Below are 20,622 nucleotides of genomic sequence, written 5' to 3'. Positions count from 1 at the left end.
CTCAATCGTTCATTTGAGGACTTCTATCTCACCAGGTATTAGCGTGATGAAGTTCCCAGAATTACGAAGCCGCAGTTCAGTACCCAACGGTGAGAATTCTGTGCTTTGAGGGGTTCGCCCTTCTTTTGACTCTCCAGGAGTTTTGCCAATGTCTGCCACTAGAGTGTTCCATCCGCTTTTTGCGAGCAATGTGTACATCAAGCCCCGACTCTCTGGCCGGGCTTTGATCTTCTTTCTTTACCTACCATCAATACTTGTGACGTTACTAGGGGTTGCAGCACTGTCAGTGTACTGGGCAGCATTTGCAATTGCGACGCCCGGGACTCTGTCGGTGGTTGTATCAGTGCTTATTCAACTTGCCTGGTTCATCTCACTCATTGATGTGTGGCTACAAAATACATATTCCGTTTTCCGTAGGAAACCTTCTTTATTAGATGGTTTTGACCTACGAAGTCACGTTCATCCATAGAAAGCCAACGCTTTCTACGACCAACATCAGGGGGATTATCGAAACGATCTAACGATACTCCTAAAAGTTGGTTTTCGATACTAATTTCATTTCTCTCCGACATATAGGTCTAAGGATCACACCATGCTCCGTACTCGAACGGTTGCTCTTATCAGTCCCTCTACTCCTTTTCTGCAAGCTGCTGTAACTGCTTTGACCTTTGAAGGCCACGATGTTGTAGCGTTCGAAGCCCTCACAGAAGCGATCAGCGCCATGCACAATAGGTCATTTGATGCTGTTGTCATCGATGTATCTGCCCGGCCTCCACGGGATCAACGATCTTTAAGCGATCTCGTAAGGCTTGTTGGTAAGGACAGGATTTGGATAGCTCTGCCTCTAGGCGTAAGCCCATGGGCATCGGACGCGGAGCGCCTTGGTATCCGACATACACTTGGAGTCCCACTCCGTTCGACCGAGCTTGAAGAAGTGTTGACTTATCTTCAAGAAATTCCAGCTGCGCTAACGTCCTATGACGCAACCGAACCTGCACAAACGCGCGCTGTACATATTGAGGACCTTCCAAACAACCGCTATTTCCTGGCCGCTAGCCCGTCAATGATGCGGATTTATGAGAATATCCGTCTCCTGGCTCAGGTCGATGCGCCGGTACTCATCCTTGGAGAGAGTGGTGTAGGAAAGGACGTTATTGCCAACCTTCTACACAAACACTCGCGCCGCGCTGCACACACGTTCTGTTCCGTAAACTGCGCTGCTCTTCCTCCTGACCTACTTGAGAGCGAGCTCTTTGGATATGAAGCAGGCGCCTTCACCGGAGCCGTAAAGGCGAAGCCTGGCCGTTTCGAGCAGGCCGACAAAGGCACTCTTCTACTGGACGAAATTGGCGAAATGAGCGCTCCAATGCAGGCAAAGCTGCTGCATGTTCTGCAGGACGGTCGCTACTCACGCTTGGGTGCGCGGAGCGTATCGACGGCCGACGTCCGTGTGATTGCAGCAACGAACGTGAATATTGACAGCGCAATTGAAGACAAGCTATTTCGTGAGGACCTGTATTACCGCATCAGCACCTTCACCATCCGAGTCCCACCTCTTAGAGAACGCCGTGAAGAAATACCATACTTAATAGAAGAGATGGTGAAACGGCAGGCAATGGCGTTCCATCAGGATCCGGTTTATATTTCGCCGCGGATGATGTCTCTGTTGCAAGATTATGAATGGCCCGGTAACTTGCGCGAACTCGGTAATGCTGTCATTCGTATGCAAGTCTTAAAAGGACAGGAGTCCTCAATCTCTGATATTGAGGCTAAGGTCCTGGGTAAGGTAGCTAAAGTTCAGTCATGCGGCAAAGACGCACCAGAGCCAGAAGTAAGCGTGAATGAAATGCGCTCGATTGTCCGGAATTTCAAAGATCAAACAGAGAGCCGATTGATCCAGCAGGCTCTGGAAGAAGCACGATGGAACCGTAGACAAGCCGCACTGGCTCTACGGATCAGCTATCGCACCTTGTTATACAAGATCGAACATTATCGCTTGAAAGAAACTCGTGTCCCAATTCGCTTCGAAGCAGTCCAGGGCAGCGGCTCTTCTCTGCCAGTCTAAAGTAACCTTCATCCACACTAAAAGTAACAATGCGGTGTGCAGGATTAGTACAAAACAAGAAAAGGGGAGGTTTTACCTCCCCCTTTTCTTATGCAGTTACCAGAGTTTCTCGTTCCTTTATCAGCTGTTCCTTTTGCCATTGGATAGTACGGACAAGTCCTTCTTCCAACGGAACGGAGGCTCGGAACCCCAGTAACCTTTCCGCCTTACGAATATCCGGCACGCGACGTAAGACATCCTCGTACTTACGACCAGCAATAGCATCGTATGGAATCATGTCAATCCGCGGTTCTCCAGGCTTACCGCATAGCCGATGAATCTCACGGGCCAGATCAAGGATCGTTATCTCACGATTGTTACCAATGTTAACGATCTCTCGATTCGCGGTCGTCGCTTCTGCTGCTGCAACAATGCCACGTGCTGTGTCTTCAACAAAGGTGAATGAGCGAGTCTGCTGGCCGTCCCCATGAATGGGGATGACCTCATCGTTCAGAATTGCATTGATGAAGACGGACTGGGGTCCTCCCCACCAGGTCAGGTTCTGACGAGGGCCATACGAGCCAAAGATGCGGAGAACGGTGGCATAGATTCCGGATTCCTCCGCCATTGCGAGGACGAGATGCTCATCGAACATCTTCGATGCCGCATATGCCCAACGAGCCACAGTCGCTGGACCCAACACGCAGTTTCCATCTTCTGCGAATGGAACATCCGGACTCTTACCATACACATCGGACGTAGACGTAATGGTGAAACGAGCACCATTGTCGATCGCTACCTGCAATGCATTCTGCGTTCCGATGGAATTAACGAGCAGAGTCTTCTTGGGATTTTCGTATCGTGGAATCTTGTAGGCCGCAAGGTGAATCACACTGTCGACTTTTCCCGCAGCTTCTTTCAACGCTGCAAGATCACACACATCGACCGCGCGAAACTCAAAGGACGGATGAAGCGAAGCTGCCTCGATATTGCGCATATGACCATGCGACAGGTCATCCACCGCAATTACGTCATAGCCTTTCTCGAGCATCCTATCCGTCACATGCGAACCCAGAAACCCTGCAGCTCCTGTAATAAGTACTCTTTTCATGCCGCCCTCACCATTTCTACGATTTGATCAACACTACGTTTGCAGGCCAGGCCACCGCCGAAGAGATCGAGGTTACGTGGCTCGGCAGATGGGCCGGTGTGTACCAGCGCATTCGCCGCCTGAATAATGGGTTCCCGATCACTCCCGACGAGCATGTTCCAGCCGCCGTGCAGAGTCTCGCGCCACTCCGTCTCTTCTCGAAGCGTGAGACACGGAGTGCCCGTGAAGTACGCTTCTTTCTGTAGGCCACCCGAATCTGTCATGACAAAGCGTGCGTTCCGCTGTAATGCAAGCATTTCGAGGTACCCCACAGGCTCAACAACATGGACATGGGTTCCCAAAAAAATAGAATTATCGCTTTGGGCCAATCGATTGCGAAGACGCGGGTGCATTGGAAAAACGATGGGAATATCAATTTGGCGAAGTGCGCCCAAAATTGAAGAAAGCTTCGTAGCGTCATCCGTCATTTCTGCTCGGTGCAACGTGAGCAGCGCGTAGTCCCCGCCTTTTACGGGAAGATCCCGTAATGTTGCAGCTTCACGGCGCTGACTGCCAAATTGTTCAACAGCATCCAACATGATGTCGCCAACAAATACGGCGCGGTCGCCGAGTCCTTCCTGACGCAGTTGCTCCACAGCAGCATGCGTCGGACAAAGAAGCAAGTCTGATACCTGATCCGTGACGATGCGATTGATCTCTTCTTGCATGAGCCGATTGAAGCTACGCAGTCCGGCCTCTACATGAATAAGCGGAATATGTAATTTCGCTGCCGCCAGAGCCGAGGCAAGCGTCGAGTTCGTATCTCCATATGCAATCACTGCATCCGGCTTCCAGTTGATCATCTCCGCTTCAATACCAGCGAGCATGATTGCGGTCTGCAGCCCCGGGGTATGCGCCGGTGTGTTCCTCAACATTTGAGGTTTCGGCATGCCGAGTTCACTGAAGAAGATGTCAGACATCCCTGGATCACGATGCTGTCCCGTGTGGAGCAAGCGGTGCTCAATGGGAGCAGATGTAAGCTGATTGAATTCTTCAATCGCCTTCGACATAATGGCCATTTTGACGAATTGTGGCCTTGTTCCCCCAACGGAGAGGAGCTTCATTTGCTGCCTCCAGGCTTCTTATCTGCAGCAGGCTGAAGTTTCTGCTCATCAGGTACCGGTCGAATGGCACGTGCAGGGGATCCCATAACCACCATGCCGGCGGGAACATCACGCGTTACAACCGATCCAGCCGCAACAAGTGAATCTTCTCCGATCGTGATGCCAGGCAATACTGTTGAGTTCGCAGCGACACGAGCACCGCGGCGCATCGTTACGCCGCCGAAGTGCTTGAAGCGTTCCTGGGTCCGTCCCACGAAATTGTCATTGGTAAATGTGACCTCTGGGGCTACAAAGCAAAGGTCCCCGATCGTGGATTTCGCAGTGATATACGCTCCGGTTTCGATCTTGCAGCACCGGCCGATCGTCACTTCATTTTCCACGGCAACGCCGCGACCAATAATCGTGAGTTCTCCTATGACAGTGTCTTCTCGCACGCTGGCAAAATCAGCGATTAATACGCCGTCATGCACTACAGAGCCGGTATAGATGACAGCGTTGCTACCCACCAGACATCCGTTTCCGATAAAGGTGGGTGTGAGTTCGCGAAGAACCGTCGTCGCACTTGCGCGCGATTTCATCGGTCGTTTTCCGATGACGACACCATCATCAATGCGAACATCTTTTCCAATGTTGATGTGGCTGTGCAGGACGACATGGTTTCCAATGACAGTCCCTTCACCAATACTGACATCTTGACCAACGACAACGTGCTTGCCAAAGCTTACGTCGGGATATTGGCGGTTCCTGTCTTGTTCTTCCAGAAGAGTGTTTTCAGAAACAACAAACTCTGCTTTCATAGCTCTTTATCACCCCGGGATACGGCCAGTTAGCGGCTATTTCCTGCAACTTTCATGAAATGTCTTGTCTCGTTTTGCGCGGAGACTTTCGCGTCCTGCGTTGAACAAAAAAAGGGGTAGCCACGCTCCTTTGAAAGGATGCAACCAGCTGCAAGACGAAGGTGCTGTCCAACGGTGCGGAGAATCCGCATCTTGCTGGTGCCTGCTACACGGCGATGTAGGACGACTGGAAACTCTTCGATGTGATAGCCCATGTAAGACGCACTCATGAGAATCTCAACCGTCGACACAAACCCTGTGCTTTGAAATTGCGCCTCACGCACAAATGAACCGCGATACGCACGAAACATGCTGGTGTAGGTGTAGAGCTTGACTGGAGAGACCACGCGATAGAGCTGTGAGCACCAACGGCTAAGTCCCAACCTCCACGCCGGCACACCATCCACACCACCTTGCGGATGGTACGGAGAAGCTACAACGACATCAGCCTTTCCTTCAATGATGCGGTGAATCATGGGAATGAGATTGTCTGCACGATAGCTGCAGTCTGCATCAATCGTGCAGACAATCTCGGCGCTTCCCACAATTTGAAAGGCAGTACGAAACGCTTCGCCGAGGCCCCGATTCGTCCCGTGCGAGACGATCTGATATGCCGCGTCGCCGGGAATCGCCCGTGGAATTAGTTCCACGGTGCGGTCCGTACTACCATCGTCCACAAAAAGATAGAAGACGATAAAGCGATCCTGGAGACCACGCTGCAGTTCCGCCAGACGTATTCTGAGAACCTGCAGACTGTCCTGTTCGTTACAGACAGGAATGACTATCGCAACCCTCGGAAGGGTTTGTGTGCGCGCGCGCCCCATGATGTATCTCCCTTTCTTGCTTATCGGCGCCGATTAGCAATGAACAATCTTGCTGGACTCAATGCCACGCGTTGCATTGCGGCTATCGACGACCAGTTGCGCGTTTTTAACGATTGAGGCGTAGTCGTAATCCGAGTGATCCGTGGCGATGACCACACAATCGAATTCACCAATACGATCCAACGGTGTGCAGGTCATCCCCAGGTCGTAGTGACGACCACGGCCTACTTTGGCAAAGTAAGGATCGTTGTATTCCACGATTGCCTTCTCGTCCTGCAGCATCTCGATGATCTCCAGCGAAGGAGACTCGCGAAGATCGTCAATGTCCTTCTTGTAGGCCATACCAAGCACCAGGATTCGAGAGCCATTGATCGATTTGCGGTGCGAGTTCAAAGCATTCGCTACAGACTGCACAACATAACGCGGCATGCCTTCATTGATCTCGCCAGCGAGTTCGATGAAGCGGGTGTGGAAGTTCCACTCGCGCGCCTTCCAGCTCAGATAAAAAGGATCAATCGGAATGCAGTGACCACCAAGGCCGGGGCCCGGATAGAAGGGCTGGAAGCCGAACGGCTTGGTCGCCGCAGCGTCAATGACCTCCCATATATCGATACCCATCCGGTGCGAGAGCATCTTGAGCTCATTGACCAGTGCGATATTGACGCAGCGATAAATGTTCTCCAGCAGCTTCGTCATTTCGGCCGCCTGAGTGGACGAAACCGATACGGTCTTCGCAAAGATGTTGTTGTAGAGAGCAGAGGCAAGGCGTCCCGCATGTGCTCCATGGCCACCAATGACCTTGGGAATATCGCGGCGCGCGACCGTATTGTTACCTGGGTCCTCACGCTCCGGTGAGAAGGCCACGAAGAAAACATCACCGTCCGGATCCATTCCGTCTTCGTAAGCGCACAGTCCTTCCGGGCTGCCAGCGTTCAGGATCGGGATAAGTACTTCTTCTGTGGTTCCGGGATAGGTCGTGCTTTCAAGCACCACGAGTTGTCCACGACGCAGCCAGGGAGCAATAGACTCCGCAGTGCGCTCAATGAAGGAGAGATCGGGATCGCGGTGATCCGTGAGAGGAGTAGGTACGCAAACAATGATTGCGTCCTGCTCAGAGATCTTCGAGAAATCGGTGGTCGCACGGAATCCCTGTGAACGAGCCATTTCGATTTCTGTTGGTGGAATACGGAAGATGTAACTCTTCCCTTCCTCAAGCTGGCTAACTTTAGCCGTGTCGATGTCGAATCCCTGGATAGCGACACCCGCTTCCGAGAACAAGAGTGAGAGAGGCAGACCGACATATCCAAGGCCGATGACGCCAACCTTTGCAGTCTTCGCTTGGAGCTTATCGAGTTGACGCTCCACCTGATGGGCACGTGATGCGAGAGTTACGCTGTTCATGCCGGGGCATGTTGCACGGTTCGTACCAAACCGAAAACAACAGGAAGAGCTTCGTAATTCAAGCGCAATATCTGGAGTTTCGTATCTTCGGTGCACTTACGAGATACGAAAGTAACGTGACGGTGTGCATAGAGTATGCAGAACTTTGCGTCTCTATTCTCCGCATGGCGTTGAAGTTCCCCGAAACGCACGCCTGAAACCGGCATTTGTATTGGCATAACAATTGCACACCCTTAGTCAAACGATTCCTAGATATGGAGACGGAACGGACATGGATACACGCTTGAAGTTAGGTGTGGTAGGTCTTGGAGCCTGGGGTTGCAACGTCGCACGTTGCCTATATGAGTTGCCCGATTGCGATCTGGTGGTTTGCAGCGATCTGAGCGAGAGCCGCCGCACGATGGCAGAACGCAACTGGGGTGTGCAAACAGTTGCATCTCTTGACGAAATGCTCGCGCAATTCCCGGAAATTACGGCAGTTGCGATCGCGGCACCGGCAGTCATGCACTATCCATTAGCGAAAAAGGCTCTGCTCGCAGACAAGGACGTTTTCGTCGAAAAGCCATTCACACTGAACGTCCCCGATGCAGAAGAGTTGATGGCGCTGGCGGAAGAGCGCGGGAAAGTTCTGATGGTAGGCCATCTTTTGGAATACCACCCTGCCGTCAACAAAATCCGCGACATTGTGCAGGCGGGTGAACTTGGAGATGTCTATTACATCTACACGCAGCGCGTGAACCTGGGCCGTATCCGTGGAGATGAGAACGCTATGTGGAGCTTTGCGCCCCACGACATCTCCCAGATTCTTTACATCCTCGGCGAAGAACCGGTGGACGTCAGCGCCCGCGGTCAGTCCTACATTCAGGACGGAATTGAAGATGTTGTCTTCCTGAGCCTCTTCTTTAAGAACCGCCGGATGGCACACATCCATATCTCCTGGCTGGATCCGCACAAGATGCGCAGCACCACCGTAGTGGGCAGCAAGAAGATGCTGGTGTTCGACGACGCCGCCACAACGGAAAAGCTACGTATCTATGACAGCGGAGCTCAACAGCCGGCGACTTACTCTTACGGAGAAGCGATCCAGGTTCGGTTTGGAGATATCCAGATCCCGCACCTTACGACCACCGAGCCGTTGAAGCTGGAATTCCAGCACTTCATTCAATGCGTAAATCAACGCCTGACCCCGCGCAGCGATGCAAAGGACGGTCTCCGCGTAGTGCGCATTCTGGAAGCGGCTCAGAAATCGCTGGAGCTGGATGGACTGCCGATTTCTCTCAAGTCCGGCATGGCGCGTAAGCGCATGCCCAAACTCACTCCCATGGACCGTCAATGGACGCCGCAGATGCCGGTTCCGGGACGGGTGCCTGCAGTAGCAGTCTCGTAAAAAGTGAATCCACATGAACGGATACAAAACAGAGTTGTTGGTGATCGGTTCTGTGCTGATGGCGGCAGCTGGTCAGACACTGATCAAGCTGGGGCTTATGGGACACGGGGCTTTCTCCAGAACGTTACTGGAGTGGCCCCTGGCTCTCACCGCCGGTGTTGTCATCGGTCTTTGCGTGTACGGGTTAGGCACTGTGATGTGGTTCGCCGCAGTGGCACAGCGCAACATCAGTTATCTTTATCCGCTTGCGGGAATCAACTACGTGCTAATGGGATTCATTGGGCATTTCCTGCTGCATGAAGGAATGGGACCGCTGCGCTGGTGCGGAATTTTTGTCATGACAAGTGGCATTGTTCTCTTGTCAAAAACCAACACAAAGGAAACCGCAAGCTGATGTCTACTTCTTCTCTTTCCTTTGCCTGGGCTTCTCTCGCAGTAAGTATTGCGATGGGGTCTTTTGCTCAAATCACGTTGAAACACACGACGAATCGCTTGTCCGTTGTGGAACAACGCTACCGTGCGATTCCGTGGCTGCTTCTGTGGGGAATCCTGTTCGCAGGCGCCATGGTCTTCTGGATCATTGCGCTGCGACGACTCGACATCTCCATTGCATATCCACTCATGAGTTTGGGATATGTCGTCGTAACAGGACTAGCCGCAATTCTTCTACGGGAACACGTTACGAAGTGGCGATGGATTGCGGTGGGCCTGATAACATGCGGGGCCGCCATGGTAGCAGGGAGCGTGTAGTATGCAGAATGCTGAAGTCCGACAGTCACACATTGCTGTTATCGGCGGCGGTTTTACCGGCATGGTCTGTGCTTTTCGCCTATTGCGCGCCGGCTATCGCGTCACCATTTTGGAGCGCGAAGTCGAGCTTGGCGGATTGAGCGCGACACAATCCTATGGCTCATTCAACTGGGATCGCTTCTATCACTGCATCCTCACATCCGATAAACCGCTCCTGAGTTTGATCCGTGATCTCGGTCTCGAAAGCGAGCTGCGATGGAACAAAACAGAAGTTGGTCTGTTTGCTCACGGCGAACTTCATCAGATGACCGGCCCAACGGACTTGCTCCGTTATCGCCATCTTTCCCTGCTTTCAAAAGCGCGGCTGGCGATCATGACGTGGTATATCACTCGCCTCAGGAACGGTCGCAAGCTGGAAGGCATTCCATTGTGCCAATGGACGCGCCGCCTTTTCGGAAAGAACGTCTATTCCCAGATCTGGGAACCGCTCCTACGGTGCAAGTTGGGCGAAATGCGCAAGTATGCCTCCGCCGCATTCCTCTGGGGCACCATCGTCAGGCTTGCGTCCACACGCGAGAAAGGTCCGGGAACGCAGGAATGCCTCGGCTATCTGCACGGAGGATACGGAACTCTTTTCAAGCGGCTGCAACAGACCGTGAACTCGCTGCATGGTGAAACGAGCCTTGGAGTCGATATTCGCGGTATCGGCGCAGGCAGAAGCGATGTACCCGGAGAAGGCGTTCTTATTCGCGCACGGCATAAGGACATTTACGTTGACGGAGTCGTACTTACGACACCCAATCGCGTTGTCGCTTCTATGCTTCAGGTGGAAGATCACCAGTACAAAGAGCGTCTGGGACAGGTGATGTACCTGGGCATTGTGTGCACGGTACTCGTCCTCAAGCGAAAGCTTTCCTCCTTCTATGTGACCAATGTTGCGGAAAAGATTGGATTCACGGGCGTCATTGAAATGACCAACCTGATCGATCCCGAGCAGGAAACAAACGGGCGCCACTTGGTTTATCTTCCGCGATATACCTCACCGTCCGATCCGCTGTTCGCCGCGAGCAATGATGAGATCTGGGCGCATATTCAGCCGGATCTCAAGCGAATTTTCCCTGATTTGCAGGAAGAGGACATTGAGAGCCGCTACGTCTTCCGCCATAAAGACGTTCAGCCGGTACCGACCATCGACTATTCCACGATCGCCCCTCCGGTCCGCACACCGGTTGCCGGTGTATACCTGGCGAACACCTCACAAATCATCAACAACACGCTCAACAACAATGCGATGACCTCTATTGCCGAAGCGACGTGTGACGCACTCATGCAGGACATTCCAGCTGTGCAACAGCTTCAACAGACTGCGGAAGTTGGGGAGAAACCTTCGGTATTTACGGAGACGCAGGGGGTACGTGCCGCATGTACAGCATGACGCTTCTCTTTGAAAGTTCGTTTCACCTCCTGGACGGCATTCTCAGCCGCAGCCCGGTGTTATGCCTTTTCCTTCTCTCGGGAGGACTGATCCTGGGCTCCATGATTCTTGATCGACGGAGCCGTGTCCGCGTTGCCACGCCCAAACCATCCATCACAAACCAGAGCGTAGGAGACGGCACAGCATGAACCCGACCGTCCACATAGAAGACACTCCGGTACGCGCGTTTGCGTATCACGAAATTCACAATCTGACGGTGAATGACGTGTATTGCATAACGCCGGAGCTTTTCTTGCAGCATCTGTGGACCATGCGTGACTCGGTCAGCGAGAACATTCAATCTCTCATGATCACCTTCGATGATGGGCATTACTCTAACTTTCGATTTGCGGCTCCACTGCTGGAATTCGCAGCGCTCCACGGTCATTTCTTCTTACCGAGCACATGGATAGGGCAACGTAGCGGATTTATGAGTTGGCAAGATGTTCGCGAACTCGCAGCAAGAGGGCACAGAATCGGATCGCATAGTGCGACGCACGCATTTCTTCCATCCTGCAGCCCAACTGCAATGTATGAAGAGTTAGCTGGATCACGTTTCGCGCTTGAGGATCAATTGGGTATGTCCGTGACATCTATTTCCATGCCAGGAGGCAGATGGAATGAAGAGGTGCTGCGAGCATGCGCTATGGCCGGATATGAAACGGTCTACACCTCAGAACCCGGATTTTACAGGCCCGCAATCAACATGGATGAATTGCGTACGCCTGCGGTAATTGGCAGATTTGCCATACAGCGTCGAACAAGTTTGCGAGCCATCAGCGGCTATTCAAGTGGTGATCGCATGACCGTAAGAAGGATCCATTCGATGTACCAGGCGCGGAACAGCGTGAAGCGTTTGCTGGGCGATCAGGCATATCAGAGATTGTGGTCCCATTTGTTCCGGGCCACACCGAATTAGAGGGCAAAGTGCGAGTACTACAGCTGGTTTCCAGTTCGGGCTTCTACGGTGCGGAGCGAATGGTCAACCTCTTGGCCAGCTCGTTAAATCAGGCCGGTGAACAGGTCTATCTCGGTTTGTTCAATGCGGACGGCGCATCATGTGCGCAGGTGGTTCGCGAGGCTGATCAACACCAGATTCCTGTTTGGAATTTGCGTTGCCGCGGACGCTGGGATTGGCGTGCAGTTCATGATCTGGCGAATTTCCTGAAGATCAACCATATTGATGTTCTGCATACACACGGATACAAAGCCAATATCTACGGCTTTCTTGGTGCAAGGCTTGCGGGCTGTGCCATTGTTGCGACATGCCACAACTGGACCAAACGCACCGCCGCTCTGCAAAAGTATGCTGCGCTGGACCAGATCTTCTTGCGATGGTTTGACACTGTCATTGCAGTTTCTCAAGGCATCGTCACGGAGCTTCGCCATAATCGTGTGAAACGTATTCGCGTCATTGCAAATGGCATCGATGTGGCGAAGTTCCAGGGGTCAGGCAATCATTCCAAACCCAATCAGCCTGTCGTCATCGGATGCCTCTCGCGCTTATCCAAAGAAAAAGGCGTGGACGTTTTGCTTTGGGCATTACCAAGGATTCTGGACCGATACCCGAACCTACACTGCTGTGTCGCAGGAGAAGGACCGGAGAGAGAACGCCTGGAAGTTTTGGCTACGAAACTCGGTGTTGCCGACTCATTTCATATGCCCGGCTTCTGTGATGACACAGCAGATTTTTTGAAGCTATGCACCGTCGTCGCCCAGCCATCGCGCATGGAAGCCATGCCTTTGGCCATTCTGGAGGCGATGGCTGCAGGCAAGGCAATTGTCGCTTCCGCGGTGGGGGAGATCCCCCGCCTACTCGAAGACGGACATGCCGGACTGCTTGTACCGCCCGACAGTCCGGAAAAGCTAGCCGAGGCAATTCTTACCCTGTTGCAGGATGAAGCTCTGCGTCAAAGTCTGGAGCGCAGAGCTGCACAAAAAGCCGCATCGCAATTCGATGTGGCGACAATGACTGCGGAATACCAAAAGGTCTACCGCACTGTCACCTCCGGCCATCAGCATGTACGGCATCTGACACGCGCCGATCGCATGGACATGCAGGTATGATCGCGCCGACACTCACGTCGTCTCCATCTGGATCGGATGTGGCACCGAGTGGCCGCGAATGGGACATATGGCTTTCCGATGCATTTTGTTTCACGCCCTGGTATAGTGCTGCGCTTGTGAAAGCGCTGCTTAATACAGGGGCATCCGTACGCTTTATCGCTTCCGACGTTGCAGGAGAACCGGCATATTTCAAAAGCCAGGGAATCGAACCAGCTCCCGGCCCATTCTGCTTTCGTCATGCAAGCAGGCTTCCCTCTCCAGCCAGAAAAGCAACGCGACTTGGTGCCGCAATGGCAAATTCTGCGGCGCTGCGGTGGCAGCTAAAACATTCCTCAGGGCGCCCAGACATACTGCATTTGCAACAGTTACCCGCGCTAAATCATGGGATTCATGACGATTTTCGTACGATCGCATGCGCCCAACGTAGAGGCATTCCAGTAGTCCATACAGTGCATAATTTGTTGCCACACGACAGTGGCAATACGCTGCGTGCTACTTATCAGACACTCTATGCGACTGTGGATCGGCTTATCTGCCATTCGCCTGATGTAGCAGAACAGCTAACGAAGCAATTTAGCGTCAATGCACGCAACATCTCTGTCATTCCACATGGGCCTCTGTTTGAAGCTCAAATGGAAACAGAGAACGAGCGGGGTTTCGCGAGAACCCGCCTGAACATCCAACACGACCGCCCAGTAGTCCTCTGGCAAGGTGTGATGGCCCCATACAAGGGGCTGGATCTACTTTTGCAGGCATGGGAACGATGCATGTTGCGCTGGCAACACACTGCGCCCAAACCACTACTGCTCATTGCCGGAACAGGCCCAGCAACTGAAGTGGCTCTGGTGAATGCAGCGGCAAAACAGTTGTCTGACAGCATTCGTTCAGAGATTCGTTACATCACGACTGCAGAATTGCCACTCTTTTTCCAAGCGTCCGATGTTCTGGTTTATCCCTATCGAGCGATCACGACGAGCGGTGCACTGCTTACCGGCTTGAGTTATCGCAAACCCATCATTGCCTCAGACCTTCCACCGTTCCGGCAGTTTCTTCGCCACAAAGAGAATGCTCTTCTCCTCCCTCCAGGCGATGCAGACGCCTTAACGGAAGCACTTTACACACTTCTGTCTGCACTCTCCGGCGATGAAACAACGCAGCCGCTGTATCGAACTTTGGCTACCGGATCTGCAAGGAATCGCGAGCTCTATACCGGTTGGGATGTGATCGCGAAACAGACACTTTCCGTCTATCGGGAACTAGTGCCAAACAAGTGAAATGAAGTGTGCAGACACTTGCACACCTTTCACTTGTTAACTCCCTCCACACTGCTTGAAAGCCCTGAATTCACCATATTCACGCTATCGGACTTTGGCTCTCCGGTTGCTTCTTCCTAGGTATCGGAAGGAAGACGGCTATGGACTCGAAGCGGAAAACAAGGTGGAGCGCACTATATATACCGCCCCTCCTGCTCTGCACAGCGTGGTGCAGCGGCCAACAGGCCACAGCAAATGTGACAAAGTCGGCAGTATCGACCACAGCATTAACAGAGACACGTTCAGCAACAACGGCCACGCCGTACACCATCGGCAGCGGTGATGTGTTGAACGTGCAGGTCTGGAAAGAAAAGGACCTAAGCCAGACCGTCGTCGTGCGTCCTGACGGGAAGATTTCCCTTCCACTCCTCGGCGATCTTCAAGTGATTGGCAAAGAACCATCGCAGGTTGAAGAAATCGTCCAGACACGTCTGCAGTCCATGGTGGTTGAACCGCGCGTCACGGTCACCGTCACAGAGATTCACAGCCGCATGGTTTACATCACTGGCGAAGTTGCCCGCCCCGGTGCATATCCGCTCAATACTCCCATCACCGTACTGCAGCTCATCGCACAGGCCGGCGGTCTGACAGAATTCGCATCGCGCAAGAAAATTCAGGTGATTCGTGCAAACAATAAGCGCGATGAACAACTGCTGAGCTACAAAGCGATGACGCAATCCAAGGGTGGTAGCAACCTCACCCTGAACCCTGGCGACACGGTGGTGATTCCATGATTGCTTCGAAGCACATGTTCATTGCGATCAGTGCCCTACTCTGCACTCCCGTCTCTTTGCTGGCGCAGGATCGCAACCAGGTTGCCGCAACAAATAACACGCAGCAACAGGTCGAATCGCAGGAGCTGAAGCCATCCTGGATTAGCTCGAACGTCTCCATGGGTGAACGCTCGGACTTGAATCTTGGTGTTTCAGGCAGCTATGGCCACGATTCAGCAGTGAACAATATTCCGGACGTTTCGTCACAGTACAGTAATCTCCAGGGGACGCTTGGAATGGCGATGAGGAGCCGCACAAGCTACTTCTCATTGCGTCACGATGCCACATTCCAGCTGTTCCCCGGAAGCGGCCTTGATATGCAGCAGTATCAATGGACGACGCTGAATCTCACACATTCGCCTTCGCGCAGAACAACCTGGGGAGTCAACGCAGCGAATGCCTACGGTGCAGACTCTGCACGCGCCAGTAGCTCTCTTAGTCTGGCTGCCGTAAACACAACCTCGATCGATAACAACAGTGTGCTAGCTGGTGTTATCACGGGCAATACGCTGCGTCAGTATGTTTCGACGGTAGTCGACCATCAAGTATCGGAAAGTCAGGCTTTCTCACTTGGTGCCAATGTAAGTTTTCAGAACTTCCTTGGTGCTGCGCCATCAACCCGCCAGTATGACGTTACAGGCTCAGTCCGAAAGTATTTGAACGAAGCTTTACTCATCGGTGTACGCGCAGATGGTGTGCAGCAGTATTACGGTTCCGGAAGCTGCACGACTTCGTCGCTTCTGGGATTCACCACGATGCAGTTCAGCCACGATATCCGCTTCGACGGCGGGATAGGCCCGGCATTCGGTTCTTCACAATGCACTGGAAGCTACCAATATCAAGCGATGCTCTCCGGGCAGAACGTCCGCGGCCAGCGCGCGTACATAGGAACCAGCCGCAAACGCGGCAACGGTGACGTCGCAGGCTCTCTGTGGGAGACTTCTGGATTCGGTGGCATGCAGGTAGGCAATCCGCGACAATTCACTGCTGCTGTCAATGGTGGATACACCAGCTATCACGGAGGATTTCCATCGGCACAGAGTACTGACCTGAGTGGTTACTTCGTGTCTTTCGAACTCCACCGTCCCATTTCAAACAATGCGGAATGGACATTCACTGCTCGCCACTTTCAACGCTCTGTCACGGGCACCATCCCTACAAATACGACGCCCGTAGCGGATCTTGCACGTACGGTCTTCTTCGTCGCCTTTACCTGGCAAAAAAACAATGGAGGGCGCTATGGCCGATGAGCACAGGTCTCCGCTCAGTGGTATCCACACCTTGTTGAGTGCGATTCGATATCGCTACCGACTCATCATCTTTGTCGCCGTTGCTCTATTGGCAGCGGGAGTGACTTACGTGATGAGCATGCCCGATGTCTATCAATCTTCAACACAGATTCTCGTAAACCCGCAACGCGTCTCAGACAAATACGTGAATAGCATCGCAACCATGGATGCCAGCGAGCGCCTGAACACTCTAAGCCAGCAGATTCTTAGTTCGTCGCGCCTGGAAACAATCATGGACGAACTTCACCTCTTCTCCAATCTGCGAGAAAAGGTAAGCCGTGATGAACTCATCGCGCGGATGCGCAAGAACATTGGCATTGAGTTGAAGCATAACTCGGAAGGCCTGAGCGCATTCACGCTTAGCTATACCGGCGATTCCGCGCAGGAAGTAGCAGATGTGGCCAATCGCCTTGCGGCATCCTTCATCTCATGGAATTTGCAGGACCGCGAGCAGGAAGCAAAGGGCACAACAACATTTCTCGCAAATGAATTGGCAACTACCAAATCCCAGCTAGATGACCTGGAAGAGCAGCTGCGCAGTTACAAGATGAAACATCTTGGTCAACTACCGGATCAGTTGGACGCAAACATGCAGACGTTATCGCGGCTGCAGGTTGAACTCCAGGCAAATACAGAGGCACAGAGTCGTCTGGATCGTGAGGCACTCCTCACCTCTTCTCTGCCGGACACCTCAACAACGCATGCCCCTGCCACCCCTTCGTCGATCCGGCAGAAACTTACTGCAGATAAAAATGCGGCACAAGCGGATTTAGTCGAATTACATAAACACTACACAGATAGCTTTCCGGATGTTGGAAGGAAAGAGGCAGAGATTCGTTCTCTTGATGCGCAAATTGCTGCGCTTCCGTCTGATCCTATTTCTTCTGCTGCCACCGAAACCGTAACAGCGAATCCACGGCTGCAACTTATCCGTCGCGATCGCGCACGCTTGCAGGAAGAACAGCGCAAGATTCAGGGATCCATAGGCCTCTATCAGTCCAGGATCGACTCTGCTCCTGTACGCGAACAAGAGATCTCACAACTGCTTCGAGACTACGGCACTGCACGAGATCACTATCGAGCTCTACTCGAGAAGACTTACTCAGCACAGATGGCAGCGCAACTTGAGCAGGAACAGCAGGGCGGAAACTTCACCATGCTGGACAAGGCGCGTGTTCCTGAAGCACCCATCGGACCGAAGCGAATCCCCTTGCTGCTTGGCGCGTTTTTCTTCGCCATCGCCGCGGGAATTGGAGTGGCGCTCCTTGCTGAAACACTGGACAACACCGTGAAGTCTGAAGCCGAACTGCGCGATTGTCTGCCTGACATTCCGTTGCTGGGAACAACACCCGGAATGCAAACCGTTCCAATCATTCGCAGGGGCCTTCCACAATCGCGCTTTCTGCTGGGAGGTCAATGATGATTTCGCTGTCTCTGAAACACGAATCCGTTACTCACACTCGCCGTGAGCTGAAGTTAATCGACGACGCGGAGATCACTCAAATCGCGCAGGAGTTTCTCCACGTCGATGATGAGGAATACCTCGACAGCATCCCCATTCTTGAGGCCGACGGATCCGACAAAGCACAGCAGCATTCTGTCTTTCACATCGATCCATACGGATCTGCCGCGGAGCAGTTTCGTCTGATGCAGCGGCGTCTCAGCAATCTGCGTCCGGCGGGCGGCTCTGTGTTGCTGACCAGTCCTGGCATCGGCGACGGCAAGACCACGAACGCGAACAACCTTGCATGGGCTCTTGCGGAAGCCGGACACAGCACATTGTTGCTGGAGCTCGATTTTCGTAGACCAGGATTGCATCGTTACATTCCGGAAATTCCCCCACACGATTTGAATGATGTCTTATTGGGCGAAATATCCTGTGCTTCTGCTGTGCGGCGCTTACACGAACTTCCGCTCTTTTATCTGGGAGTGGATAAGCCCGCACCGCGTCCCATCCGCTTACTGCGTTCGAAGAAGCTCACCGAATTAATTCGATGGGCGAATCAGACTTTCTCCTGGGTAATTATCGATGGTCCTCCGGTGCTCGCGGTATCGGATGTGGAAGAGATTTTGCCCAGGGTAGACCTCGCGCTCATGGTTGTGCGTGAACGCGGAACTCCACGAGCGATGCTGGAACGCGCCGCAGAACGCCTGGGCGAACGCTTGAACTTTGTGATCTACAACGACGCACTGCTTTCAGATTCATACGGACAAAAGTAATGACTGGATCAATTCTTTCTTGCAAGGAAACCGACATGTGCCTTCCTAGAAATCTTCGCTACTCCCGCTTTGTACTCTTCTGCAGTCTGCTGCTGACGAGCTTCCTGCTGCTAACACCGTTTGCGATGGCCCAGAGCCAGAGCCTCACTGTCGTTGTGCTTGTGAATTCCGCGAACACCACCGGATACAACACCAACAGCACAACGCCAGGAACATATCAGATGGGTCCCGAAAGGTACCTCGTTCATCTGCAGGTGCCTTATAAGGTCATCGATGTCAGCCAGACTGCCGCGATCGACTTATCCGCGTCGCAGCTCATCATTGCTGGGCATAACGGATTGAATCCAAGCGTTGCATGGCAAAACGCGATCGTTTCCGCCGTTGCGAACGGAACCGGTTTCGTAAACCTCGATAGCGACACGGGCATCGGCACGCAGACGCATATTCAAACGATGTTTCATGCAACGGGCGCTACGCTGGGCGCTGCGCAGACAAGTATCACCATTCCGGCAGCGGTGCAGGTAGGAGGCTCGACACCCCACTACATTGCTGCTCTGCAACGGCATTGGCTGAACGATCCCGCTGGCGACATCACCTACAACTATCACGGCAATGGAACGACAACGATCGCATCCAACGCAACGATTTTGACGGGCGCGACGGGCACTGTTGTCGCGGAACTTGGAACCGATCCTCTAATCCTGGCGTCGACCTACGGCAGAGGAAGAATCGTCGACTTCACGACGTATGACTATCTGCACGCAGATCGCTTTGGATTTGTGGAAGGCGTAGATGATCTGTTCTGGCGCAGTGTCGTCTGGGCAGCACGTAAGCCGTTCGTTATGCGCGGCTATCCGCGTATCGCGGCAATCCAGATGGATGACAACGAGGTCGGCGTTATGTCTCGCGTTCCCGATATGTGGAACACGAGCCTGACAGGCACGGTAGCTTCGGATGGCACGGGCGGGCCCTGGATGCCGCAGCTCAATCTGCAGGTTAGCTCCGTTGGAACTGGAGACACCGACCGTGCGCCAATGATCAGCGCAATCAACGCAAACAACCTTCATGCATCGGTTCACGGCTTGGACTATGGCTCCGGTGGCGACATGTACTGGAACCTGACCGTCCCGACCACGGACGCGCAGTGGCAGGCGAACGTAGCATCCGCTCTCAGCTGGAAGGCCGGTTCGGGTGGAACAGATACCTTTCCCAAGTTGAGCCGCTCCATGGTTGCGCACTACTGGGATATCTCGGATAACACAGGCTATGAAATGTACAACAGCCTGAACATCCGTTACATCACCTCTCCGCAAGCCGCAGGGACATATTACTTTGACTATCCGAAGACGGTAGCGGGAAGAACCCCACTCGGGCCATTCCGCATCTACGAGCAGCCTCCGGTATATCCGGTCGATTACGACGAAACATTTCCTTTCTTCTACGCCGATGACGTCGTAGTTCATAGCGTTGCTGGAAAACCTGCACAAACCTTTTTCGGTTTTGCCACGCAGGTTGGACAAATGGGAGGACGCTTCACGCGCCCAGACGCACTGTGGCCGAGCTCGACCAACAACTACACCATTGCTCAGAGCTTGAATCAATGGGAGTACTACATGTGGCATTTCTGGTCGGGCATGGAGCCTGTTCAGATCTACACACATGACGGCAACAACCTTGATCAATCAACGGTCGCCGATCGTCAGAGCTTCATCACGCAGCTCTCCGCCTGGTTCAAGACCAACAAAGGCACCCACGTATTCATGGACGGCATGGGTGACTATCTGCGCGCACGCAACCATTCTCTGCTTGCGAGCGGCAGCGTAACACCCTCCACCATCAGCCTAACCTTCACCGGTTCGGCCACGGATGCAGATGGAAACCTCATCCCGACGAAGACCTACGTCTTCTACGGAGACGATGAAGGCCAGCTTCTCTCCGTTCCCGGATTTAGCAACGGCGGCACTTATACCTTCACCAATCAGGCGCCGCCAACCATGCAGGTATCGCCGGAATCGCTGACTTTCTCAGCA

17 protein-coding genes and 1 pseudogene are annotated in these 20,622 nt (G+C 53.1%); 13 read left to right on the top strand and 5 right to left on the bottom strand.

Going from position 1 to position 20,622, the window contains the following annotated elements; genetic code table 11:
• The first annotated feature begins 592 nt into the window (after nt 1-592).
• A complete protein-coding gene (locus JAO32_RS14045; RefSeq protein WP_334241441.1) occupies nt 593-2,065 on the top strand; it encodes a sigma-54 interaction domain-containing protein in 1,473 nt (490 codons plus the stop codon).
• 88 nt (nt 2,066-2,153) lie between these two features.
• On the opposite strand, the gene JAO32_RS14040 is transcribed toward JAO32_RS14045, so the two are convergent.
• From JAO32_RS14040 to JAO32_RS14020, 5 genes are read right to left on the bottom strand one after another with little or no spacing between them, the layout of a single operon-like run.
• Nucleotides 2,154-3,155, bottom strand: a complete 1,002-nt coding sequence (locus JAO32_RS14040; protein ID WP_334241439.1) for an NAD-dependent epimerase/dehydratase family protein — start codon at nt 3,153-3,155, stop codon at nt 2,154-2,156.
• Nucleotides 3,152-4,258 (bottom strand): non-hydrolyzing UDP-N-acetylglucosamine 2-epimerase, encoded by a 1,107-nt coding sequence (gene wecB, locus JAO32_RS14035; protein WP_334241437.1) that lies wholly within the window; start codon nt 4,256-4,258, stop codon nt 3,152-3,154. Before wecB ends, JAO32_RS14040 begins: the two co-directional genes overlap by 4 nt.
• On the bottom strand, nt 4,255-5,055 hold the full coding sequence (locus JAO32_RS14030; protein WP_334241435.1) for an N-acetyltransferase: 801 nt from the start codon (nt 5,053-5,055) through the stop codon (nt 4,255-4,257). The genes wecB and JAO32_RS14030 overlap by 4 nt, the downstream gene beginning before the upstream one ends.
• Nucleotides 5,056-5,084: 29 nt before the next feature.
• Nucleotides 5,085-5,918, bottom strand: a complete 834-nt coding sequence (locus JAO32_RS14025) for a glycosyltransferase (RefSeq protein WP_334241433.1) — start codon at nt 5,916-5,918, stop codon at nt 5,085-5,087.
• A 33-nt stretch (nt 5,919-5,951) separates the two neighbouring features.
• The gene (locus JAO32_RS14020) at nt 5,952-7,319 is read right to left on the bottom strand and encodes a nucleotide sugar dehydrogenase (protein WP_334241432.1); all 1,368 of its coding nucleotides are present in this window, start codon (nt 7,317-7,319) and stop codon (nt 5,952-5,954) included.
• Nucleotides 7,320-7,590: 271 nt separating this feature from the next.
• Here JAO32_RS14020 and JAO32_RS14015 point away from each other — a divergent pair, with 271 nt between their 5' ends.
• From JAO32_RS14015 to JAO32_RS13960, 12 genes and pseudogenes are all read left to right on the top strand, one after another.
• Nucleotides 7,591-8,706, top strand: a complete 1,116-nt coding sequence (locus JAO32_RS14015) for a Gfo/Idh/MocA family protein (RefSeq protein WP_334241430.1) — start codon at nt 7,591-7,593, stop codon at nt 8,704-8,706.
• Between the two features lie 13 nt (nt 8,707-8,719).
• The gene (locus tag JAO32_RS14010) at nt 8,720-9,100 is read left to right on the top strand and encodes a hypothetical protein (protein ID WP_334241428.1); all 381 of its coding nucleotides are present in this window, start codon (nt 8,720-8,722) and stop codon (nt 9,098-9,100) included.
• Nucleotides 9,100-9,456 (top strand): EamA family transporter, encoded by a 357-nt coding sequence (locus JAO32_RS14005; RefSeq protein WP_334241426.1) that lies wholly within the window; start codon nt 9,100-9,102, stop codon nt 9,454-9,456. The genes JAO32_RS14010 and JAO32_RS14005 overlap by 1 nt, the downstream gene beginning before the upstream one ends.
• Before the next feature lies 1 nt (nt 9,457).
• On the top strand, nt 9,458-10,891 hold the full coding sequence (locus tag JAO32_RS14000) for an NAD(P)/FAD-dependent oxidoreductase (protein ID WP_334241423.1): 1,434 nt from the start codon (nt 9,458-9,460) through the stop codon (nt 10,889-10,891).
• Between the two features lie 184 nt (nt 10,892-11,075).
• Nucleotides 11,076-11,849, top strand: a complete 774-nt coding sequence (locus JAO32_RS13995) for a polysaccharide deacetylase family protein (protein WP_334241421.1) — start codon at nt 11,076-11,078, stop codon at nt 11,847-11,849.
• A gap of 59 nt (nt 11,850-11,908) precedes the next feature.
• Complete coding sequence (locus JAO32_RS13990; RefSeq protein WP_334241419.1) at nt 11,909-12,997, top strand: glycosyltransferase family 4 protein; 1,089 nt, start codon at nt 11,909-11,911, stop codon at nt 12,995-12,997.
• Nucleotides 12,994-14,271 carry a glycosyltransferase family 4 protein gene (locus JAO32_RS13985; protein ID WP_334241417.1) on the top strand — a complete coding sequence of 426 codons (1,278 nt, stop codon included), beginning with the start codon at nt 12,994-12,996 and terminating at the stop codon, nt 14,269-14,271. The genes JAO32_RS13990 and JAO32_RS13985 overlap by 4 nt, the downstream gene beginning before the upstream one ends.
• 236 nt (nt 14,272-14,507) lie before the next feature.
• Nucleotides 14,508-15,044 (top strand): polysaccharide biosynthesis/export family protein, encoded by a 537-nt coding sequence (locus JAO32_RS13980; protein ID WP_334241415.1) that lies wholly within the window; start codon nt 14,508-14,510, stop codon nt 15,042-15,044.
• Nucleotides 15,041-16,333 carry a hypothetical protein gene (locus tag JAO32_RS13975; RefSeq protein WP_334241413.1) on the top strand — a complete coding sequence of 431 codons (1,293 nt, stop codon included), beginning with the start codon at nt 15,041-15,043 and terminating at the stop codon, nt 16,331-16,333. Before JAO32_RS13980 ends, JAO32_RS13975 begins: the two co-directional genes overlap by 4 nt.
• Complete coding sequence (locus JAO32_RS13970; protein WP_334241412.1) at nt 16,323-17,792, top strand: GumC family protein; 1,470 nt, start codon at nt 16,323-16,325, stop codon at nt 17,790-17,792. The genes JAO32_RS13975 and JAO32_RS13970 overlap by 11 nt, the downstream gene beginning before the upstream one ends.
• Nucleotides 17,789-18,592, top strand: coding sequence for a CpsD/CapB family tyrosine-protein kinase (locus JAO32_RS13965; RefSeq protein ID WP_334241410.1), 804 nt, complete (start codon nt 17,789-17,791; stop codon nt 18,590-18,592). The genes JAO32_RS13970 and JAO32_RS13965 overlap by 4 nt, the downstream gene beginning before the upstream one ends.
• A gap of 35 nt (nt 18,593-18,627) precedes the next feature.
• A pseudogene (locus tag JAO32_RS13960) lies at nt 18,628-20,622 on the top strand (BACON domain-containing protein); the annotation flags it as partial.

This window comes from Terriglobus sp. ADX1 (assembly GCF_036877645.1).
In the GTDB taxonomy this organism is placed as follows: domain Bacteria; phylum Acidobacteriota; class Terriglobia; order Terriglobales; family Acidobacteriaceae; genus Terriglobus.
Note: the sequence above shows the minus strand (reverse complement) of the source record. Positions and strands in the feature narration are given on the sequence as shown.